The sequence below is a fragment of the Flavivirga jejuensis genome (assembly GCF_030540765.1).
Taxonomy (GTDB): Bacteria; Bacteroidota; Bacteroidia; order Flavobacteriales; family Flavobacteriaceae; genus Flavivirga; species Flavivirga jejuensis.
In genome coordinates, this window is sequence record NZ_JAUOEL010000002.1 from 1 (window position 1) to 6,598 (window position 6,598).

Below are 6,598 nucleotides of genomic sequence, written 5' to 3' on the forward strand. Positions count from 1 at the left end.
AACTACTGGCATGTGATATTGAACACTGCCTTCTAACTGATCGATAAACCATAGGCGTTCCTGACTGAAGGACAAAGGTATTTTACCTGTTTTGGGCTCTGATACAATCGCAGGTAATACATCCCCCTGGGACTGCGTTCCGATATGAAGCCCTAAAGAAGCAATGGTTGTATGATTAAAAATATCACGGATAGAAACCGATACTTCCAGCTTCTTTCGTATCATAGATACTAAACGTGTCGCTAATAAAGAATGCCCGCCTAAATCAAAAAAATTATCATAAACTCCTATCTTTTTCAAGCCTAATAAAGCTTGCCAAATAACCGTGAGTTCCCTTTCTGTTTCATTGCGATATTCTACATACTCTGCTACTGATAACCCTGAATCGGTAGGATCTGGTAATTCCTTTTTTGAGATCTTGCCATTTGAGGTTAAGGGCATTGATTCCAAATTAACCCATAATTGAGGAATCATGTACTCTGGTAAACGTTGTTTTAAAAACTCCTGGATCTTATGTTTATCAAAAGCTTTGCTACTTACTACATAGCCGATCAAACGATTCATTCCCTGATCATCTTCTCTAGACAATACACAACAACTTTTTATACCTGCTAATTCGGATAAAACATTCTCTATCTCTCCTAATTCTATACGATACCCTCGTATTTTTACCTGATCATCCTTACGACCTAAAAACTCCAAAGTGCCATCTGCTAACCAACGTGCCAAATCTCCGGTACGGTACATCCGATCTCCTGAAATAAAGGGATCCAATACAAATTTATCCGAGGTTAATTCTGGATTGTTTACATAACCGCGTGCAACCGCCACACCAGAAAAACATAATTCTCCAACAACGCCTATAGGAACCAAAGCATCATTTCTATCTAAAATGGAAGCTCTCACATTACCAATAGGTTTTCCTATACTTATTTTTTCAGAAGCTTTTAACTGCTGTGCTGTAACCCATATTGTCGCTTCTGTTGGCCCATATAAATTCCAAACCGTATCACTAACCGCTGTGAGTTTATTTTTCAAGTCTTCTTTTATCGCTTCTCCTCCACATAAAACGGTAACATTTTCATCATTATTCCAGTCACTACTCATCAACATCTGCCAAGTAGAAGGAGTTGCTTGCATAAATTCAGGTCTATATTTTGTTATTGCTGCTTTCAGCTTATCTGCATCAAATGTCGACTCTTCATCTAATAAAATTGTTTTTGCTCCCTGAATAATAGGCGCAAATAATTCTAAATAAAAAATATCAAATGTATAGGTAGTTACTGACAGTAATGATTTTAATCCTCCCAAATGAAGTTTTTCAATCATAGCACATAAAAAATTAACGACACTTTTATGTTCAATCATAACACCTTTGGGTCTTCCTGTAGATCCTGAGGTATAAATAACATAGGCCAAATGATTGGCTGTTATTTTAACAGATGGTTTTTCTATCGCTTCTTTTGCTATAATACCCCAATCCTTATCCAATAAAATAACACGAACACTTTGTTTTTCAAAAAAACTTGTTGCTTCATTTTCTTTACTCAATACTAAAGAAATACTAGCATCTTCTAGAATATAAGAAACTCTATCCTTTGGATAATCGGGAGCAATCGGAACATAGGCCCTTCCCGATTTTAAGACCCCAAAAATCCCAATGATCATTTCTAATGATCTATTCATACAAATTCCAATTAATTCTTCCTGCTTTACCTCATTTTTATTAAGATAGTTGGCTAATTGATTCGCTCGCCTATCTAATTCGCGATATGTAATAGTATCTTGTTCAAAAACTACAGCAACTTTATTTGGAGTTTTTTGAGCTTGTTCTTCAAAAAGCTCAGCGAGCGTTTTATCTAAAGGGTATAACTTTTTTGTCGTATTAAATTCTTTTAATAATCGTTCTTTTTCAGATGGTGCCAACATTGCTATCGTATCTATCGAACGATTCCGATCTTCAATAAAACCAATTATTAATGCCTTATAATGTTGTGCTAGTTGTTCTATAGTTTCTTCGCTAAACAATGCTGTTGCATAGGTGAAATTTAATCCAAGGCCAGTGGTCGTTTCCGTGATTGTTAATGTAAGATCAAATGAAGAAGTACTTGTTTCATAAGGATATGGACTCACATCGAGACCAGACAATGTTATTCCTTCATTATTTGTATCATCTTGTAAAGTAAACATAACCTGAAACAGAGGTGTCATACTCATATCTCTAGTCACTATAATACGATCCACTACTTTTTCAAAAGGCGCTTGTTGATGATCATACGCCTCTAAAGTTGTTCTTTTCACCTGTTGCAATACTTCTCTAAATGACATGTTATGATGTATATCACTTCTCAAAGCCAAGGTATTGGCAAAAAAACCAATTATTCCTTCAGACGCTAATTGTGTTCTATTCGCTATCGGAGTCCCTACACAAATATCATGTTGTCCACTATATCGATATAAAAGCACTTTGAATATAGACAACAACCCCATAAATATAGTTACTCCTTCTTCTTTACAAATCTCTTTTAAATCCTTATTGGTTTTAACATCTAAAGAGATTGTTATATCCGCTCCATTTGTATTCTGAATTGACGGACGAATATAATCAGTTGGTAAAACCAACGGAGGGACTTCTTTTAACTTATTCTCCCAATAAGAAAGCTCATTATCTAATATGTTTCCTTCTATATGCGTTCTTTGCCATATAGCATAATCCTTATATTGGATTGGTAAAGGAAGTAAGCTCGTTGTTCTATTTTCTTTTAAAGACGTATATAATTCTAGAAATTCTTTAATTAAAATTCCATTAGACCATCCATCACTGGCAATATGATGAAATACTCCTATGAGTATATAATTATCATCTCCCAACTCATATAAACACACTCGAAACAAATAATCAGTAGATAAGTCAAACGGTTTAGATACAACTTCTTTAAGTTTCTTTCCAATATCATCTATAGAAACATCTAAAATTTCATGTTCCATACGCCAATTTTTAGCAGAAATAATCTCTTGATATCCCACTCCTTCTTCAGATTTAATTACGGTTCGTAATGACTCATGTCTGGATATTATCTGATGTAATGATTGTGTTAATTTATGGGTATCTAAATCTCCTGTAAGACGTAGTATCATAGGGATGTGATATGGGACGCTTCCTTCTAATTGATCTATAAACCATAAGCGCTCTTGACTAAAAGACAAGGGGATACGTGTTGTTATCTCTTGGGGAACTAGCGTTGGTAAGATCGTTCCCTTGTCTTGACCAAGCATATGTGTTTTTAAGCTCTCAATGGTTGGGTAAGTAAAGATATCTTTGATATCTAAAGCAATTTCCATTTTTTTGTGTATCACCGATACTAAACGAGTTGCTAATAAAGAATGCCCTCCTAGATCAAAGAAATTATCTTGTACTCCCACTTTATCAATGTTAAGTATCCCTTGCCAAATACCAACTAGTTCTTCTTCCATTTTATCTCGCGCTGCTACATAAACCGCAGTAGAAAGATCGGATAATTCGAAATCTGACAATGCCTTTCTATCTACCTTTCCATTACTTGTTAAAGGAATTTCATCAAGAACTACCCATAATTGAGGCACCATGTATTCGGGCAATTTCTTTTTTAGTGCTTCTTGCAGCTCCCGCTTATCAAGCTTTCCTTCTATCACTATATATCCTATTAATTGCTGGCTTCCTCCTGTATCTGTTCTTGCCAAAACACAGTTTCCTAGTATTTCTGATTGTTCGGATAATATCGTTTCTATCTCTCCTAACTCGATTCGATACCCTCTAATTTTCACCTGTTGATCAGACCTACCTATATATTCTATATTGCCATCGGCTAACCAACGGGCAACATCTCCCGTATCATACATGCGTCCAACTTCAACAAATGGGTTTTTAATGAATCGCTCTTTTGTCAGAAGTTCTTTATTGAGATACCCTCTGGCTACCTGAGCTCCTCCAATATAAAGATTTCCAGAAACTCCTATCGGTACAATACGGTGTTTCTTATCTAAAATATACAGGCTTGTATTAGCTACTGGTTTACCTATCGGAATTTTAAATAACTGCTTATTTTTTGGTATTTGCCACGAAGTAACATCTATTGCTGCTTCTGTAGGGCCGTATAAATTATCTAAACGAACCTCAGGGAATTTTTCTCTGAATAAATTCACCTGATCCAAACGAAGCGCTTCCCCACTACATAAAACTGTTTTTAAAGATTCGCAATCTCCACGGCTTACCTCTAATAAAAAGATCCAAAGCATGGAAGGTACAAAATGAAGCGTCGTAACTTTATAAGTATCTATCACCTCTTTTAAGTATCTAATATCTTTATGACCTTCGGGACGTAAAAATACCAGAGGCACTCCAGCTATCAAAGGCCAGAACAATTCCCATACAGAAACATCAAAACAAAAAGTTGTTTTCTGTAATACCACATCTTTTCCTGCTTCTAACTGATAATGTTCCTGAGTCCATAAAAGACGATTTACAATCCCTCTATGCTCATTCATTACTCCTTTTGGTTTACCCGTACTTCCTGATGTATAAATTACATAGGCCAGATTATCAGGGCGAAGTATCACATGATTAGCATCCTTTGGAAACTCACTAATTAGCAAAAAACCTGATATATTGATACAGCTAACACCTTCTTTTATTGACTGTAATACCTTTTCTGATCGATGGTCACATACAATCATTTTAGAAGCAGTATCGTCCAAAATATACCGTATCCGTTCTTCTGGATAATCTGGATCTATAGGTACATACGCGGCTCCAGATTTTAAAATGCCCAATATTCCAATCATCATGGACAATGAACGATCCAAACAAATTCCAATTAAAGACTCTGTTACAACTCCTTGTGCCATCAGGTAATGCGCTAATTGATTAGAATGTTCATCTAATTCTTTATAGGTAAACTCCTCTTCTTCAAAAATTACAGCAACTGCATCTGGAGTTTGTGTCACTTGATTTTGAATTAAATCTAACAAGGTTTTATCTTTTGGATAAGAAACTGAGGTTAAATTAAATTCTAGTAACCGTTCCTTCTCTTTTTGAGAAACAATATCAATATCTGCTATCTTACTTTTTTCAGACAATTCCATGAATTGTTCCAGTACTGTTCTAAAATGTTCTTGAATCAACGAAACATCAGAAGAGGCTAATACCTGCTCATTATACGTGAATTTTATATCCAATACAGTTCCCAACCCTATAGTTAAGGTTAAAAGATAGCTTGTTTGCTCATTCGCTTCAACATACTTGTATTTTAATAATGTTTGCTCTTTCTTAAGTGCTTCTTTTACTGGGTAATTTTCGAATACAACAAGACTATCAAACAACGGACCTTTTAAACCACTTAAATGTTGAATCTTAGCAAGATTCGTATACTGGTGTTCTCTGGCTTCGGTATGTCCTAATTGCAGTTCTGACAGCCATTCTAAGATGAATTGTTCCTCTTCTATCGCGGTATGCAACGGCAGAGTATTGATATATAACCCTACTCGTTCTTCAGCTCTTTCTAATGTTTTAGGACGCCCCGAAACGGTCACTCCATATACTACATTTTTATTCCCCGTATAATTAGCTAGTAATAATGCCCAAGCTCCTTGAACAACTGTATTTACTGTAATATGGTTCCGTCTAGCATAAGCTACCAATTGAGAAGTAAAAACTGAATCAAAAGACAAAAACTCATTCTTATAATCCTCTACAATCCTCAATTTTGAAGTTATTTTTTTTGAAAAAGGCATTAAAGAAGGAGCTGTTAATCCTTCCAAATATGTTTTCCAAAAATGCTCTTCTTTTTCAACATTTTTACTTGCGATATATTTTACATAATCCTCATATGTATCGATTATTTTTTCAGGGGGAATTCCTCCTTTATAAAATACTTCATATGCCTGTAAAAACTCTCCTAAAACAATTGATAGTGACCACCCATCCATTAAAATATGATGATTTGTAAAAATCATTTTATATGATGTATCTCCTGTTTTTATAAGTGTAATTCGCAATAGAGGAATTTCATCAAACGTAAAACCCGCTGCTCTATCAGACATCAAAAAAGAATTCAATTTCATAGTCCGTTCTGACGGAGGATCCTTACTGTAATCTAACTCTTTAAAAGGTAAAGCTACATCTTCATAAACTCGCTGTACAGGGATACTAAACTCTTTATGAAAAAATGCAGTTCTTAATATACTATGATTTTTAAAAACATACGCCCAGGAAGACTTCATAATCTGAACATCAACCCCGCTTATAAAATCGATCGCCAATTGTACTGTATAAGCATTAGAGTCTTTATCATAAAGCCCATGAAACAACATCCCTTCTTGAAGCGGACTTAATTTATACAATATATTAGATGACTTTTTAGCCCTCTTCTCATTTTGTAAAAAATCTACTAATTCCTCTTTATGTTTCCTTAAAAACCCTTTTATATCTTCTTTATCTTCTTTAAAATCATACGAATCACCTTCTGAACTATTTTTACTTTTTTTCAATATGAGTTCTCCTTCTTTTTCAATCAAAAAGAAATGCAAGCCTTTTAACTTCTCTATAAAACTTTCCATATGA

1 protein-coding gene is annotated in these 6,598 nt (G+C 34.7%); it reads right to left on the minus strand.

The features are described 5' to 3' along the window. Positions 1-6,594 (minus strand): non-ribosomal peptide synthetase (locus tag Q4Q40_RS05380; protein ID WP_303300716.1); only part of this gene is annotated, 6,594 nt, incomplete at its 3' end. Positions 6,595-6,598: the final 4 nt, after the last annotated feature.